Below are 15,196 nucleotides of genomic sequence, written 5' to 3'. Positions count from 1 at the left end.
AGGATTACGTCAGGTTCATAGATTTTTTCTCTTGAGCGGATAGGGTTTTTGTCGATTCTTGCGAAGGCTTGAACAGGAGCTCCCCTTCTTTCAGGGCCAAAACTTGGGAAGGCCTGGGCATAATCTCCCTGGGAGATGGCAGCAACTGCGATAAGCTCAGCAGAGGTAACTGCCCCCTGCCCACCTCTTCCATGCAATCTAATCTCAACCATGTCCCACCTCGTTTTTAATTATTCTATTTTATTTGAAATAATTTACTATGATTATTAAAAAAAATAAAGTGTCTTGTTAAAAAAATCACAAATCTGAAAAACCATTTAACTGGAGAAAGTTAATGGCAGAAAGACCTTTTACCTCAAAGGTAAAAATTTTTGAAAAAACACTTTACAAAATCAAAAATATGTTTAAAAATTAAAAAATTCTAAGGTTTTTAGTAGAAAATTCTGATAGTTTATCGTAAAGGGGTAGAAAATATGGATATAAGACATTTTTTAAGGGTTTGTGATTTAGATAAAGAAGAGGTTTGGAGTTTATTATTAAGAGCTCTTGAATTTAAAACCAAGGGCTATCCTCAGGATTATTTAAAAGGTAAAATATTAGGGTTGATTTTTGAAAAACCTTCTACCAGAACACGTCTTTCTTTTGAATCAGCGATGATAAAACTGGGTGGAAATAGTTTATTTCTTTCTTCAAGAGACTTACAGCTTGCTCGAGGAGAGCCTATAAAGGATACCGCTAAAGTCCTTTCAAGATATTTAGATGTTATAGTTTTAAGAACTTATAGCCATCAGACGATAAAAGAGTTTGCCAAGTACGCGACCATTCCTGTAATTAATGGGCTTTCTGACCTTCATCATCCCTGTCAAGCCCTTTCTGATATTTTAACGGTAATAGAAAAAGGCAGAGATCTTGCTAAAGAAAAGGTGGTTTGGATAGGTGATGGAAACAACGTGGCTTGTTCCTGGATAGAAGCAGCCGCAGTTCTTGGTTTTAAAATCACTGTAGCTTCTCCTCAGGGCTATGAACCACCTAAGGATTTTATAGAAGAGTTAAAACAAAAGTATAATTTACAGATAGAAATCTTACACGACCCAAAAGAAGCGGTAAAAGGGGCTACCGTTATCAATACTGATGTTTGGATTAGTATGGGGCAAGACGAAGAGGCTCAAACCAGAAAAAAAGTTTTTCAACCTTATCAAGTTAACGCGGACCTTATAAAGCTTGCCAGTCCAGAGGCTATCGTGTTACACTGCTTGCCAGCTCATCGAGGAGAAGAAATTACAGAAGAAGTTTTAGAAGGTGAATATTCCGTAGTTTGGGATCAAGCAGAAAATAAGATGTGGTTTCATATGGCTCTGCTTGAATTTCTATTAAAACGTGGTTAAATTTTTTAGTAAAATACTAAAAATTGTTGGAGGAAAAGATGGAAGGGATTAAAGAAGATTTTTATGTGAAAGTTTTTTATCGTTTAGGTCTTGAAGAGGAAAAAGCTCCGGAATGGTTTTCTCAGGAGCTTGAAACTTCTTTTATTTTAGGAAGAGAACACATTCCGAGGGTTATAGAAGAGGCTATTTTAGGTAAAAAAGAAGGAGACGAAGTTAAAATAGTGCTTCCTCCTGAGTCAGCTTATGGGCCACATCTTCCGTACTTAATAAAAGAGGTAGAGATAAGCAGTCTTAAGCATCCGGAAAAAGTAAAGGTAGGGGAATGGTATGACGAAGTAAGTCCTTATGGAGCAAGGATTTCGTTTAAAGTTCTTGAGATTAACGGAGATAAAATAAAGGCAGATTTCAACCATCCTGCCGCAGGTAAAAACGTGGTGATTACTCTTAAAGTGTTAGAGGCAAGACCAGCTACTCCTTATGAAATCATGGCTGCTGAGATGAAAGCTTGTTCAGGGGGTTGAAGATAGGTTTTACCAGAGAGGTTTCTCTGGAGACTTAGAGGGTGAATCCCTTTTTAGTAGTAAAGGACCTTACCTTAGGGTTAACCTATAAACGCGTTCCTTTAGTAGAAAAGGTAAGTTTTGAGGTCAAGAAGGGTGAGGTCCTTGGGGTTTTAGGAGAAAGTGGATGCGGGAAAACCTTAACCGGGTTTTCTCTCCTTAGACTTTTTCCTCCCGGAATTTCTTACTATTCAGGCGAAGTCTGGATAGATGAAATTCCTCTCTATTCTTTAAAAGAGAAAGAACTTTATCAAATAAGAGGTAAAAAAGTCGCTATCATTTTACAAGATCCTTTAAGTTCACTAAACCCGGTTTTATCTGTCAAAGAACAATTAGAGGAAGTCTTTAAAGCCCATCGACCTGAGCTTACTAAGAAAGAACGTTTCGAGAAGATGGTGGATCTTTTAAGAGAAGTTGGGATTTCAGACCCAGAGATACGATTAAAAAGTTATCCTCATCAGCTTTCTGGAGGGTTGAGGCAAAGGATAATGATAGCTATAGCCCTTGCCGGAGATCCTGAAATTTTGGTAGCCGATGAACCTACCACTGCCATCGACCCAACCCTGCAAATACAGGTTTTAAACTTGTTAAAAAGACTAAACAGAGAAAGAGGTCTAACGATAGTGTTTATTTCTCATGATTTAGGGGTTATAAGATGGATAGCTCACAGGGTTGCTGTTTTTTATGCAGGAGAAATAGTAGAGCTTGCACCGGTAGAAAGGTTATTTTTTACCCCTTTACATCCCTATACGCAGGCTTTAATAAACTCCTATCCTAAAGAGGGAAAGTTTAAGGTAGATTTAAAAGTAGGGGTGGTAGAACTTTCTAAAAAGCCTGAAGGTTGTTACTATCAGCTTCGTTGTGATCATCCCTGTGACAAAGCTAAATCTTATCATCCTCAATTGTTAGAGGTTGCTTCTCAACATTGGGTAAGATGTTTTAGATATGAATAAACCTGTACTGGAAGTTAAAAATATATGGAAGACCTATCATGTAAAGGTTTTAGGGGGATTAAAGACTTATGAAGTAGTTGCTTTAAGAGGAGTAAGTTTAAAGATAGAAAAGGGTGAGGTGTTAGGTATTTTAGGAGAAAGTGGATGTGGTAAGTCAACCCTTGGAAAAATAGCCTTAGGCCTTGAAATCCCAGACGAGGGAGAGGTTTTTTGGTTTGGTAATTCTTTGAAAAATCTTGATAGAAAAACCTGTAAAACCTTAAGACCGAAGGTTCAGGCTGTTTTGCAAGACCCTTACTCATCTTTAAACCCCCGGTATAAGATAAAAGAGGTACTTTTAGAACCCTATCTTATTAACGTAAGTCCTGATAAAAAAGAGGGATTAAGCAAGGCTCAAGAGCTTTTAAACCAGGTAGGACTGGATACCTCGGTGTTAGAAAAATATCCCCATGAGTTAAGCGGAGGTCAGCGTCAAAGAATAGCCTTAGCCAGGGCTTTGATGGTTAACCCTGAGTTGTTAGTTCTTGATGAACCAACCTCTGCGTTAGACGTAACCATTCAAGCACAAATCCTTGAACTTATGAAAACTTTAAAAGAACGTTACCAACTAAGCTATCTTTTAATAAGTCATTCCTTGCCTGTGGTTTTTTATCTTGCTGACTGGATAGGGGTGATATATCTCGGGACTTTGGTAGAGCTATGTCATAAAAGTTCGTTTAAACGTCTTAACCACCATCCTTATACCGAGCTTCTTATACGGTCTTATCTTGATCCCTTTGCTCCCTCTCAGATATTTTCCGAAATAGAAATAGAACTTAACCCTCCTATTTCTGACGGATGTGTTTTTTTAGATAGATGTCCTGTTAAGACCAAAGATTGCTATAAAACAAACCCATCACTTGTTAAAAAGACTGATTTACAATATATAGCTTGTTTTAATATATAGTTAACTGTATGTTGTTTTAACCCTCTACTTTTATGTTAAAAACTAAAAAAAAAGAAAAAAAACAAAAAACAGAAAACGGTAAAGAAAAAAAGAGATGTTAAAAACTATCCCTTTGGTTTTTAATAAAAACCATAACCTTAGATTCTTTATCCTTACTAAGGTTAAGTAGTTGCCTTTTCATAACTATCTGAATCTTTGTTAAAAAGAAAAATTAAAATAAAAAATAAAAACCGACCTAAACCATCTTTTCTAAAATTTGAAAATCTCAGGGACTTTGTTTAAATTAAGTAATACAAGATAGAGGTCTTAAAAATTTAAATCTTTAACATCTTTTTACTCAAGATGTTCATTTAAGAGGTGTATGGAGGTATTATGTCTGTTAGTTGGTCTTTAGTTAAAAGTAAGATAAAAGAGTTGTTACCAGAGCCTATATTTAAGGTATGGTTTGAGGCTCTCAACGGAGAGGTGGTCGAGGGTAAGCTTGTTTTAGAGGTTCCAAACGAGTTTACTAAAAGCTGGATAGAGGAAAACTATTCAACTTTACTAAATCAAATAACAGCAGAGTATGGATTGATAGGGTATGGGTTTGCATTACGTGAAATCCCTAAGGCTGAACAGTTAATCATACCTTACAATCCTGTAAATTTGATAGGAAGAAAACTTAGTCCTAAATATACCTTTGAGGATTTTGTGGTAGGTAAATGTAATGAATTTGCCTATAACATCTGCTATCAAGTAGCAGAGGAAAGGCCTAAGGGATATTTGATTTATCTTTATGGGAACTTTGGTTTAGGGAAAACCCATCTTACTCAGGCAGTAGGGAATACTCTCTTTAGTAGAGGGTTTGATCGCGTTTACTATCTTACTGCCCAGGATTTTTTAAACTATATGGTAAAATACCTTAGGTCTGGGATGATAGAGACCTTTAAAGAAAACTTTAAGGAGTATTGTGAGGTTTTGCTGTTAGAAGGGATTCATTTCTTTGCGGGTAAAGAGTATACTCAGAATGAACTTGCCTTTCTTTTAGACTATCTTTTAGACCAGGGAAAGACTATAATCTTTACCTCCCACAAGATGCCACAGGAACTAAACAGTATAGAAAGTTCTCTCAGGTCAAGGCTAAACTCATCGTTAATCATTAAACTTAACGCACCAGATTTTCAAACTCGCAAAAAGATTATAAGACATAAAGCTAAAAAATTGGGATACAACTTAGGGTATGAAATAGTAGAGTATTTGGCAAGAAAAGTAAGGGGAGATGTGAGACAAATAGAAAGTGTAGTTTTAGGGCTTATTGCCCGGGCTTCTTTGTTAAAAGAACCTGTTTCTTTAACCTTAGCCAAAGAACTTATCGAGGAAATAGGTCTTAAGGATAGCTCTGATTCAGTAGATTTTGTCATAGAAACTACCTGTAAATTTTTTGGGATAGCCAAAGAAGACCTTTTTTCTTCTTCCAGAAAAAAAGATCTTTCCCTTTCACGTCAGGTGATTATTTATCTTCTTAGGAATATTCTTAAAAAGCCTCTAAAAGACATCTCGCAAATTTTCAAAAAACAGCACTCTACGATCATCTACAACCTTAAAACTTTTGAGCAAAAGGTCCAGAAGGATGTCTCACTAAGAGCAAGGCTCGATTATCTGATAAAAGAAATTAGCTTAGAGTTAAACGATAAGAATTTGGATAACGAGATTGAGACTTCAGATGAAATCCTTCTCTAAATTTCTTTCGAGACTTAAAGACATCTTAGGAGAGAATAAGGTTTTTACCCAAGCAAAAGACATTTTAGCTTACTCTTTTGATTCTTCTGCGGCTATCGGGCTACCTTTAGCGGTAGCTTTTCCTGAAAGAAAAGAAGAGGTAATAGAGGTTCTAAAACTTATCGTAGAGTATAAGGTACCTTTGGTGCCAAGAGGTGCTGGGACTGCAACCACAGGAAGTGCAGTTTCTCATACTAATGGCCTTATTTTGTCTTTTGAGCGTATGAACCGAATTTTAGAATTGAACTTAGAAGAAAGGATAGTTGTGGTTGAACCTGGTGTGCTAAACGGAGAACTTAAAAATTATCTGAAAAAGTTTGGCCTTTTTTATCCACCAGATCCGGCAAGTTATAACTACTCTACGATAGGAGGGAATGTAGCCACAGGGGCAGGAGGCCCAAGGGGTCTTAAGTATGGAACAACCAAAGACTACGTGTTAGCCTTAGAAGTAGGATTGCCAGGAGGGAAGATATTCTGGACAGGTCCATTGACCCTTAAGGGGGTAGTTGGTTATAATCTTACCCCTCTTTTTGTGGGGTCTGAAGGCACCTTAGGGGTTTTTACTGAGATAGTCTTAAAGGTTGTGCCTTTGCCAGAAAAAAGGGTACTTTTGTTATCTTATCATGAGAAAGAAGAGGAGCCATTAGAAATCATCTCAGAGCTTTTGAAAGCCCTTATCACTCCTGCTTCTGCAGAATTTATAGACAAGACCACTCTTTTAGCTTTATCAAAAAACAAACAAATAGAACTACCTGACAAAAAAGTTAGGTCTCTTCTTTTCTTAGAGTTAGACGGAACGGGGGAGTCGGTTAAGAAAGAACTGAAAAAGGTAGAGGAATTATATCAGATAAAGGGAATTTTTTATCATAAAGCTGAAACAGAAGAAAAGATAGAAGCACTCTGGGAGATAAGAAGAGCGGTTTCTCCTTCGGTAAGGGTGTTAGGGGAAAGAAAGATTTCAGATGATGTGGTTTTACCAAGACGAAACATGAAAGAGTTTTTAAAGAAGATCAGGAAGTTAGAAGAAGAAAAGGGGATCTATGTATGCTGTTTTGGTCATGCTGGAGACGGAAATTTTCATGTAAATCTTCTTTTTTCTTCAGAAAAGGAAGAAGAGGCTAAAACCTTAAGGAAGGCTATTTTAAAAGAGGTTTTAAACCTGAAAGGAACTCTTTCTGGTGAACATGGCATAGGCTATGTAAAACGCTCATTTGTAGCCTGGGAACTAACCCCTCTTCAGTTAGAACTTATGAGAGGTCTTAAAAAGGTATTTGACCCTGAAAATCTTTTAAACCCAGAGATAAAAATCCCTTTTTAATATTATAAAGACTGTTATGAGCCTTTATAACAAAATAAAACGGTTGGTAGGGAGGGCTATTTTTGGATATCAAATGTTATCCTCTGAGGATGTAATCATAGTGGCTATGTCTGGGGGGGAAGATAGTCTAGCTTTAGCTTATTTTTTAAGTGAGTGGAGAAAAAAGTTAAGAGCAGACTACAGGTTGATAGGTGTGCATTTAGACATGGGGTTTCCCTGTGATCAAGAAGTTTATAACAAGGGAGTTAAGTGGCTTGAAGGATTTTGTCAGGGTTTAGATATAGAATTTTATGTAGAAAAAACTAACTGTGGGGAGCAGGCTTTAGAGGTTGCGGAAAAAAAGACTACCTCTCCTTGCTTTGTTTGTTCTTGGCATAGAAGAAAACATCTTTTTAAGTTAGCTGAAACCTGGAAGGCTAACAAGATAGCCTTTGGCCATCATAAAGATGACCTTTTGACCACCTTTTTCATTAATCTTTTTTATCACGGAGAACTTTCTACCATTTTACCTGTTCAGGAGATGTTTAAAGGAAAGGTTTATCTTATAAGGCCTCTTATTTTTGTAGAAAAAGATATGCTCTCAAGATTTGTAAAAGCCCAAGGTTGGGAGATTTTAGAGAACCCTTGCCCTTTTTCTGATAAAACCAAGAGGAAGTTTTTAGACCAGTGGCTTAAAGAGCATGTCTATTCTCTTGATCCAAGAATTAAAAAAAGTATCTTTAACGCGGTGTTTAACCCGAAGATAGAGTATTTACCCCAAAAACCTGCTCCGTCTTATAAAAACCATCCTCAGAGGTAAGGTTATTGACATGTTTTACGTACTTTTAGCAGGGATGTTTACTTGGTTTGCTACAGGCATCGGAAGTTTAGGAGTTTTTTTGTTAAAACGACCAAACCCTAAGTTTTTCTCTGTATCCTTAGGGTTTTCAGCTGGGGTAATGATAGCAGCAAGCTTTTGGTCTTTATTAACGCCAGCTTTGGAGATGGCCAAAAAGTTTCCCTTTCCTCCTTTTGTTGCTGTAAGCATAGGGTTTGTCTTAGGGGTTTTGTTTTTAAGGTTGCTTGATTTGTTGGTTCCTCACCTGCATCTTTTTGGTTCTGAGGAGGAAAAAGAAGGTTTTAAGGTTTCTTTAAGCGTTAGCACCTTAGTTTTTTTAGCCATTACCCTTCATAACATCCCTGAGGGGCTGGCTGTTGGGGTTGCTTTTGGTAGTGTAAACCAAGATGGATATTTTATCCAGGAAGCCATAAACTTGGCTTTAGGTATAGGGATACAGAATATACCAGAAGGGTTAGCCTTAGGACTAACCCTTAAATTAAGTGGCATGTCTAAGCCTAAGGCCTTTATTTTGAGTTTTCTTTCAGCTGTGGTGGAACCAACTTTTGCTTTGATAGGCTTTGGGGTGGTAACTTACTCGTCTTATTTTTTACCCTATTCTTTAAGTTTTGCCGCTGGTGCTATGATTTTTGTGACCATAGAGGAGCTTCTTCCTGAGGCTCAAAAGGCTGCAAATACAGATTATTCTTCCTTGGGGTTTGGCTTAGGATTTCTTATCATGATGTCCCTTGATACCTATTTAAGTTAAAACTTTCTTGACATTTTCTGAAACAAAGTCATATTTTATAAAATATGAAAGAGATTTGGATAGTTGATGATGAAATAGGAATTTTAGAGGTTTTAGAAGATATTCTTAAGGATGAAAACTATAAGGTTAAGACTTTTCTCTATGCAAAAGATTTTCTAAGGGAAATAAATCTTAGGCCTCCTGATGCGGTTTTTTTAGACCTTTGGCTTAAAGATGCAGACGGACTTGAGGTTTTAGATACTATCAAAAAGCTGTATCCATATTTACCGGTTATTGTTATTTCAGGTCATGGTACCATAGAAACAGCGGTCAAAGCTATCAAGATGGGGGCTTTTGATTTTATAGAAAAACCTCTGTCTTACGAAAGAATAATGGTTACTTTAGAGAATGCCCTGAAGGTTAGTTCCTTAGAAGAAGAAAACAAAAGATTAAGAGAAAAGCTTCTTGGTGAGGTTAAATTAACAGGGGTTTCTTCTGCGATTGAATCTTTAAGAGAGGTTATCTATAAAGTAGCTCCAACCGATACCACCGTACTTATCTTGGGAGAATCAGGGGTTGGAAAGGAGGTAGTAGCTAAGCTTATTCATTTTTATTCTAATCGAGCTAAAGAACCTTTTGTAGAGGTCAATTGTGCTGCTATCCCTGATACTCTTATAGAAGCCGAGCTTTTTGGTTATGAAAAAGGGGCTTTTACCGGTGCCTTTACCTCAAAGGCAGGAAAATTGGAGCTTGCTAACCATGGAACCCTTTTCCTTGATGAGATAGGAGATATGACTCTTCCTTCTCAGGCTAAAATTTTAAGGGTTTTACAGGAAAAAAAGTTTGAAAGGCTTGGAGGAACCCGTTTCATAGAGGTAGATGTAAGGATTATTGCCGCCACCAATAAAGATTTAAGAGACTCTATAAAAAAAGGTTCTTTTAGAGAAGATCTTTATTACCGCCTTAACGCCTTCCCTATTTATATACCTCCGTTGAGAGAAAGAAAAGAAGATATACCAGTTTTGGTAGGAGAATTTTTAGAAGAGATGGGTTATAAAACAGCTTCAGGGAGAAAACATCTTAAACCAGATGCCCTTTCTGCTTTGATGGAATATCATTGGCCAGGAAACGTAAGGGAGTTAAAAAATTTTATAGAAAGGTTGGTCATTCTTTCAAACAAAAGTGAGATAGGTTATGAAGACCTTCCTGAAGATTTTAAAAGGCTTTTAAAAAGAAAGGATTATTTTTCTTCTCAAGATCAACCTTGGTTTCAAGAAAAAGATTTTAAGTTTGCTAAACAACTTTTTGAAAAAGAGTTTATCAAAAGAAAACTTTTGGAGTATGGTGGAAACATTTCCTATACCGCAAGAGAGATAGGGATAGAGCGGGCTTATCTTCAAAAAAAGATAAAAGAATTAGGAATAAAAGAAGAGGTTAAGGAATAGAAAGTTTTTTAAAAACAGCCCTGGCATAAGCCTCTGTATGTAAGTCTGCACATTTTTTTTCTTTCCATCGTTTATAACCTAACAGACCTATCATGGCTGCGTTATCTGTACAAAATTCTAAAGAGGGAAAATAAAGCTCTATACCAGTATTAAAGGTTTTTTCTCTAAATCTTTGCCTTAATCTCTTGTTAGCAGCAACCCCTCCTGCTACTACTATTTTTGGCACTTTAAAGGTTTCAACAGCCCTCAAGGTTTTATAAACCAACACATCACACACAGCCTCCTCAAACCCTGCACAAAGGTCTTCAACCCTGTAAGAATGGTTTTTTATGTAGTTTAGCACAGCTGTTTTAAGCCCAGAAAAACTAAAATCTAAAGACTTATCTTCCAATAAAGGTCTTGGTAAATTTATAGCCTTAGGGTCTCCTTTTTCAGCCAGTTGACTTATTACTGGGCCTCCGGGATAGGGTAACCCTAAGAGTTTGGCTACCTTATCAAAGGCCTCTCCTGCTGCGTCATCTTTGGTATGCCCGATGACATAAAATTCAAAAAAAGACTTTACTAAAAAAAGGGCTGTATGTCCTCCAGACACAAGTAATCCTATAAAGGGGAACTCTATCTCTTTTTCTAAGAATACTGCCAAAAGGTGGGCCTGGAGATGGTCTACTGCGATAAGAGGTATTTTAAGGGCAAAACTAATCGCTTTAGCCAAGGACACACCTACCAAAAGAGAACCTATCAATCCTGGCCCAAAAGTAGCTGCCACAGCCTTGATTTGAGAAATTTCGGTGTGGTTCTGGTTTAAAAGCTCTTTGACAAGAGGATAAAGCACCTCAAGTTGTTTTCTTGAAGCAATTTCTGGTACAATCCCTCCAAAAGGAGAATGGATAGCTACTTGAGAGTAGAGAAGGTGAGAGATAAGTTTTCCGTCTTCGGAAAAAAGAGCCAATCCTGTTTCATCACAAGAGGTTTCTATAGCTAAAAGCATGGTTACTCAGGAAAAAGAACATCTTCGAGCAAATCAGAAAAAAGATGAAGGAAAAGCAAGTGACCTTCCTGGATACGAGGGGTCTCTGGGCTTGGCACAACTATCAGATGATCGCAAAAAGCCTTCATCTTACCTCCGGTTCCTCCGGTTAACCCCACGGTATAAAGTCCCAGCTCCTTAGCAACCTTTAAGCCTTCTATAACATTGGGAGAATTACCGCTGGTGCTAATGCCTAAAGCTAAATCTCCTTTTTTTCCTAAAGCTAAAATTTGTTTTACAAACACCTGAGAGAAGTCATAATCGTTAGAAACGGCGGTAAGGATTGACGTATCGGTGGTGAGGGCGATTGCTGGAAGAGGTCTTCTTTCTTTTTTAAATCTATTTACTAATTCTGCTGCTAAATGCTGTGCATCAGCTGCACTTCCTCCGTTACCAAAGATTAAAATTTTTCCACCTTTAAGGATGACCTCTTTGGCTAACAACACCACTTCAACGATCTTATTAGCTTCATTCCTTAAAAACTCTTCCTGGGTTTTTCTTGAACTTTCCCCTATTGTCAGGACTTTTTCCTTTAGTTTTTCCATTTTTACCTCAATTTTAAAAGAATATGTACTTAAGTTTGTAAAAGAGTATACCGAAATATTCATGAAATGCCAGATTGGTCAGGTTAAGATAAAGGTCGTTTGGGAAAAAGGTAGTAACAGAGAGTTCGGGCTTACAAAGTTTATGGTTATAGTTTGTAGGATAAGGAATAGGAAGCAACCCTTCTTTTCTAAAAAGGAGCATGGTTCTTGGAAGGTGATAGGCAGAAGTTAATAAAAGAAACCTTTCTTCTGGAGAATTAAGTAAATTTTTGATAGCTTTCACGCTGGTTTCTGTATCTAAAGGGATATCCACAGCCTCTACCTGATAACCTAATTTGTTAGCAAATTCTTTGAGATAAGAAGCTCCCTTAGAGTCAGGGGTTTCGTATGACCCTCCAACAATTATAACTTTTTTTTCAGGATAAAGTTTTTTTAACTCTAAAGCTTTAAAAAATCTAACTAAAGTCTCTTTACTAAACCTTTCTTCTAAAGAAAGGTCTTTTTGACCGTAAATCCTTCCTGTTAAAACTATTATCTTCTCAGCCTTTGTTATTTCTTGTTGAGAAGGTACAGGATAGTTTTTTTCTAACTGTTTTAAAAGAAAGTAAGGTAAAAATGGAGTAGTTGAAAGATAGTATAAGGCAACTGCTACAAAAAGAAAAAATCTTCTTCTTCCTCTCCTTTTACCAAGAATAACATATATACTTACAGTTAATAAGAACAAAAAAATTAAACTTGAGGGACGAAAGAAAAATACACAAAATTTTTTAAATAAAAAAAATAGCTCTGAAATGGATGGCATAAATTATGTAAACCTAAGTTAACTTTTAAAAGTTTAGATAAAGTTATCAGATTCCATAAAAAATTCAAGTCTTAATTTTATTTTTTAGAAATAAGATTTGTTAAAGTGTGAAGTTTTTTAACATAGGTAATTCATATATTGGTTCTGGATTGGGTTTAGCAAACAAAAATCCCTGCATAAGATAGATACCTAAATTATATAAGCTTTTTGCTTCTTCTAAGGTTTCAACACCTTCAGCAAGCACTAAGATGTTATGAGCTGTGGCTACCTCAACCAAGGCCTTAAAGAGGTCTCTTTTGATAGGGTTTAGATGTATTTCCCTGATTAGTTCTCGACTTATTTTTATGTAATTTGGATACAGATTAATAAGAGCATCAAGCGAGCTATAACCTGTGCCTACATCGTCAAGGGCTACTTGAAATCCATTTTTTCGGTAGTAATCAAGTATGTTTCTTAGGTGAGAAAGGTCTGTTATTTTCTCAGTTTCAACTACCTCAAAAACAAGGTTATCTGGAATCCACTCGAGTTGATAGGCCCATTTGATGGTGCTTTGCAAGCAAAATTGAGGGTCATAGATGACTGTAGGAAGAAAGTTTATAAAAACTTTATAGTTTTTAAGACCTTTTACAGCTGCTAATTTGATGGCTGTTTCTCTACAACTTCTATCAAGGTAAAAAAGAGTATCTGTAACCCGAGCAGCTTCAAAGAGATATCCTGGGCTTAAAATCTCACCGTTTCCCTTAACCCCCCTTGTTAGACATTCAAACCCATAAATCTTTCGGTTTTTAAGGTCAACGATAGGTTGAAAGTAAATCGTTAAGCGATTGTTCTTCAATATTTCAAAATATACCTGATGTTCTAACAAAGAGAGAAAATAGGAGATAGGTCTGAGGGTTTTCAGTATAGCTATAACGTTAGTCTCATCAGAAGAATAACATAATCTTATTTCTTTTTTCTCATTTTCTGAAAGGTTTAGAGACTTCAAAGACTGTATAAATTCGGCAAGATTTTGGTTTGACTGACACCTAAGGTATTAAATCTCTGAAAATACCTATTCTTGAGGTTAATGCTAAATTACACATTCTATCTATCTTTTAGAGGAGCCCTTTTTTATTCTTTAATTTATATTTTAATATAAGGTGTATAAACATATGATGCCCCTGCAGAACAAGAGGCTTTATTTTTAAATGCTCCTTTGACAAGGGGGACTTGGAGTTGTACCAACCCCCACCATGAATAAAGAAGATTGGGTCAGGTGGGGGGTACAATTCTTCAAGGCTTTTTAATTTCTCTCCTTAGAGCGAGTTAAGATAGATATTTCTTATAAGGTCCTCATTAACCTTTACGGGAGCGTTTAACAAGCCCTGACTCAAAAGTGGAGTAGACATGGCAAGTTCAGTTAGCTTCTCTACATCCTCCTCATAAAAACCAACTTCTGAAAGCCTTTCCCTGAGACCGAGGTTTCTTAACCATCCTTCAACGGCAAAGGCCACTTCTTCATTCTCTCCAGGGATGCCAAGAAGGTCAGGGACGATGGGACTTAAGACTTCCGCAAGGATCTCAGGCATAGCAGGATAGATTTCCAACAGCACTGAAGGAAGGAGAATTCCAAGTCCGTGGCCATGAGCAAGTTCTGGTTTCAGCGCGCTTAGAGGGTGTTCAAGCACGTGAGTCAGATGCGTCATGCTTGTGTCAATAGCTATCCCAGCAAGCATTGACGCATAGAGCAACCAGTAACGGGCGTTTAGGTCATCAGGCTTGATTAAGGCTTGAGGTAGATAGTGAGCGATGATCCTCACAGTCTCCTTGGCAAGAAGAACGGTGTATGGGTTGCGAAGCTGTGAAGTGGAAGCCTCAATTACGTGATTGAGAGCATCAACGGTGGTGTAGAGGGTCTGCTCGTAAGATAGAGAGGTTGTGAGCGTTGGGTCATCAATGGAGTAAAGGGGATAAGTGAAATTAAACCCTATACCAGGCTTGTAGCCTTTTTCAACTATTGAGGCCACTGCATAACGGTCGACTTCTGTGCCTGTTCCGTGCGTGGTGTTGATGGCAAGGATGGGCTTTGCCCGCTCCGGCATGAATTCACCGGTGAAAAGTTTCTCCGCTGACACTCCAGGATGCTCAAGGAGTACCGCTACCGCCTTGGCGGAATCAATTGGACTACCTCCGCCGATCCCGAGAACAGCTTGAGCCCCAAACTCAAGCCCAAGCTTCACTGCCTGGTCTATCTCTTGCACTGTGGGATTGGGAGTAATTCCGTCGTAATGGATATATTCTATTCCTGTCTCGTTAAAGCACTTCACCACCACGTCCCAGGCCCCGCAAGTTCTATAGGCGCTTTTACCCGTGACTACAAGCACTCGCTTAATGTCTTGGCTTGCAAGTTCCTTTGCGATGTCTTTCATCTTCTTTAGAGCACCTACCCCAAAATAACAGATTCCTCTACCCTTAACCTCAAACACCTCATAGATGTTTATTTTCCTTTCAAACATGGTTTTCCTCCTGTGAAGGAATTTTAGGATTAGAATATAATTTTAATTATAACGATAACATCAAACTTAAAAAAGTCAACTAACTACGAGGTCTGTAAATTTGCTGATAGAGAATAAAATCAAAAATTTTCCTGTAATTTGCAGACTTTAAAAATCATATTCCTTAGTTACTTTTGGGAGTAGAATATAAATTGTGTGGCTTAATAAAATATTTTAGAGGCATAATAAAAATTTTATTTTTAAATTAATGATAACATAGAATTTAGAAAAACTAAACTAACCAGGAGGTTTTTAAAATGAGGAACTTAGACTTAGATTTAGAAAAAGTTTTAAGTGAAATCTCAAAAATTGAATCAAAAGAGGGTATCAAAATGGCTGCTGCACTCCTCTTAAACGC

General features: G+C 37.2%; 15 protein-coding genes. 9 read left to right on the top strand and 6 right to left on the bottom strand.

The genetic code is table 11. The annotated features are described in order from the left end of the window. The coding region (locus H529_RS0108815; RefSeq protein ID WP_022856136.1) for a 2-oxoacid:acceptor oxidoreductase family protein at positions 1-212 on the bottom strand (212 nt) is incomplete at its 3' end. Positions 213-473: 261 nt separating this feature from the next. Here H529_RS0108815 and argF point away from each other — a divergent pair. From argF to H529_RS0108765, 9 genes are all read left to right on the top strand, one after another. After that, complete coding sequence (argF, locus tag H529_RS0108805) at positions 474-1,385, top strand: ornithine carbamoyltransferase (protein ID WP_022856135.1); 912 nt, start codon at positions 474-476, stop codon at positions 1,383-1,385. Between the two features lie 38 nt (positions 1,386-1,423). Then, positions 1,424-1,906 carry an FKBP-type peptidyl-prolyl cis-trans isomerase gene (locus H529_RS0108800; protein WP_022856134.1) on the top strand — a complete coding sequence of 161 codons (483 nt, stop codon included), beginning with the start codon at positions 1,424-1,426 and terminating at the stop codon, positions 1,904-1,906. A 41-nt stretch (positions 1,907-1,947) separates the two neighbouring features. Beyond that, positions 1,948-2,898 carry an ABC transporter ATP-binding protein gene (locus H529_RS0108795; RefSeq protein ID WP_022856133.1) on the top strand — a complete coding sequence of 317 codons (951 nt, stop codon included), beginning with the start codon at positions 1,948-1,950 and terminating at the stop codon, positions 2,896-2,898. After that, complete coding sequence (locus H529_RS0108790; protein WP_022856132.1) at positions 2,891-3,844, top strand: oligopeptide/dipeptide ABC transporter ATP-binding protein; 954 nt, start codon at positions 2,891-2,893, stop codon at positions 3,842-3,844. The genes H529_RS0108795 and H529_RS0108790 overlap by 8 nt, the downstream gene beginning before the upstream one ends. A gap of 372 nt (positions 3,845-4,216) precedes the next feature. Next, positions 4,217-5,563: a chromosomal replication initiator protein DnaA gene (locus H529_RS0108785; protein WP_022856131.1), complete on the top strand. Its 1,347-nt coding sequence runs from the start codon at positions 4,217-4,219 to the stop codon at positions 5,561-5,563. Continuing rightward, a complete protein-coding gene (locus H529_RS0108780) occupies positions 5,547-6,920 on the top strand; it encodes an FAD-binding oxidoreductase (protein ID WP_022856130.1) in 1,374 nt (457 codons plus the stop codon). The genes H529_RS0108785 and H529_RS0108780 overlap by 17 nt, the downstream gene beginning before the upstream one ends. 16 nt (positions 6,921-6,936) lie before the next feature. Next, positions 6,937-7,719, top strand: a complete 783-nt coding sequence (locus tag H529_RS10765) for a tRNA lysidine(34) synthetase (protein WP_022856129.1) — start codon at positions 6,937-6,939, stop codon at positions 7,717-7,719. Positions 7,720-7,729: 10 nt separating this feature from the next. After that, a complete protein-coding gene (locus H529_RS0108770) occupies positions 7,730-8,506 on the top strand; it encodes a ZIP family metal transporter (RefSeq protein WP_022856128.1) in 777 nt (258 codons plus the stop codon). A gap of 44 nt (positions 8,507-8,550) precedes the next feature. After that, positions 8,551-9,930 (top strand): sigma-54-dependent transcriptional regulator, encoded by a 1,380-nt coding sequence (locus tag H529_RS0108765; protein ID WP_022856127.1) that lies wholly within the window; start codon positions 8,551-8,553, stop codon positions 9,928-9,930. Here H529_RS0108765 and tsaD read toward each other — a convergent pair. From tsaD to H529_RS0108740, 5 genes are all read right to left on the bottom strand, one after another. Next, positions 9,920-10,918, bottom strand: coding sequence for a tRNA (adenosine(37)-N6)-threonylcarbamoyltransferase complex transferase subunit TsaD (tsaD, locus tag H529_RS0108760; RefSeq protein WP_022856126.1), 999 nt, complete (start codon positions 10,916-10,918; stop codon positions 9,920-9,922). The genes H529_RS0108765 and tsaD overlap by 11 nt on opposite strands. A 2-nt stretch (positions 10,919-10,920) precedes the next feature. Next, complete coding sequence (locus H529_RS0108755; RefSeq protein WP_033397027.1) at positions 10,921-11,502, bottom strand: D-sedoheptulose 7-phosphate isomerase; 582 nt, start codon at positions 11,500-11,502, stop codon at positions 10,921-10,923. A 13-nt stretch (positions 11,503-11,515) separates the two neighbouring features. Then, the gene (locus H529_RS11340; RefSeq protein ID WP_211209658.1) at positions 11,516-12,226 is read right to left on the bottom strand and encodes a YdcF family protein; all 711 of its coding nucleotides are present in this window, start codon (positions 12,224-12,226) and stop codon (positions 11,516-11,518) included. Positions 12,227-12,404: 178 nt separating this feature from the next. After that, complete coding sequence (locus H529_RS10755; protein ID WP_022856123.1) at positions 12,405-13,289, bottom strand: EAL domain-containing protein; 885 nt, start codon at positions 13,287-13,289, stop codon at positions 12,405-12,407. 310 nt (positions 13,290-13,599) lie between these two features. Next, on the bottom strand, positions 13,600-14,799 hold the full coding sequence (locus H529_RS0108740) for an iron-containing alcohol dehydrogenase (RefSeq protein ID WP_022856122.1): 1,200 nt from the start codon (positions 14,797-14,799) through the stop codon (positions 13,600-13,602). Positions 14,800-15,196: the final 397 nt, after the last annotated feature.

The organism is Thermodesulfobacterium thermophilum DSM 1276, from assembly GCF_000421605.1.
In the GTDB taxonomy this organism is placed as follows: domain Bacteria; phylum Desulfobacterota; class Thermodesulfobacteria; order Thermodesulfobacteriales; family Thermodesulfobacteriaceae; genus Thermodesulfobacterium; species Thermodesulfobacterium thermophilum.
The sequence above is the reverse complement of the archived record's forward strand: the minus strand, read 5'-3'. Positions and strand labels throughout refer to the sequence as shown.